Here is a 992-nt window from a genome sequence, read left to right on the forward strand (position 1 = left end):
GCCAACAAAACTCTTGCGCGCGACAATCATCGCGGCAATCATCACCTCGCCGCGACACCGACTCGCCATCCTGATTGTCGCGCGCTTCCCAGCCAGATTGTCGCGCTATAATGACGGTCAACCCGACCTTGGAAGCCATGGTCGCGACTCTCGGCATGACTGAAGTTGTCTTCCTGAAGCCAGTGTTTAATGGAGCCCGCTGCAAGCAGCCGCGCAAGTACTTTCCAAGCGAAAATCGAAGTCACGCTGAACGCAGGGATCGTTCAATTCTAACACATCACGCGCTCAACCGGTGGACAAGATTTTTGACCTTGCCTCCAAGTTCTATCCAGTTCTGAGTTCGCCCCTGCCGTTGGGTTTGTCCGGTTGGGCGTATCCCTCCCGGCTGAGCAGAACATGCAGCCGCCGATGGCCGAACAGCGATCGCTCTCATGCGCTGGCGAAGGCTGGCATCGTCAGCCTGGGTCGTCCGGCATCTCATGGTCATGCGGCAGCAGCCGATGGCTTTACACGCCCGCCGTTCGCTCATCCGTAAGCGCGAATTTCGCCTTACCTTTTGCGGTTGAGTACTCTGATGCATGAGGTGTCCACTAAATTAGGTGGACACCATGTGATGGCAGACGATGATCAGAAACTGCGGGTCAGGCTTGTTGGCCGGAACGGTCGCCGGCGCTACGAGGCGGCATCGAAAGAGCGTCTTGTCACGGCCTGCCTTGAGCCTGGGGTTTCGGTGTCGAGGCTTGCACTCGAACATGGGGTCAACGCGAACCTCCTTCGGAAGTGGATCAAGAAGCACACCGCGACCAGGTCGCTGCCGCCGTCCTCACGCCCGGCGTTCATCCCGGTTCAGCTTGAGGGGTCCGCCGATCGAGCCCTGTCGGGGCAAGACAGCGTGGCGACGGTGGATTTGCCGGCGACTTGCGATGAAGTGCGTGGTTCGGAACCCAAAGGGACTCCAGCTTTTTGTTCTCCGGCCAAAGTGAGCGTGTCGC

1 protein-coding gene and 1 pseudogene are annotated in these 992 nt (G+C 59.0%); one reads left to right on the top strand and one right to left on the bottom strand.

Annotated elements, in window-relative coordinates:
- Positions 1-372: 372 nt before the first annotated feature.
- Positions 373-529 (bottom strand): annotated as a pseudogene (locus ACZBJS_RS42560) (IS3 family transposase); the annotation flags it as partial.
- An 84-nt stretch (positions 530-613) separates the two neighbouring features.
- Between ACZBJS_RS42560 and tnpA the strand changes: the two are divergent.
- Positions 614-992 (top strand): IS66-like element accessory protein TnpA (gene tnpA, locus ACZBJS_RS42565; RefSeq protein ID WP_463440338.1); only part of this gene is annotated, 379 nt, incomplete at its 3' end.

The sequence above is a fragment of the Bradyrhizobium sp. KZN70725 genome, from assembly GCF_055264925.1.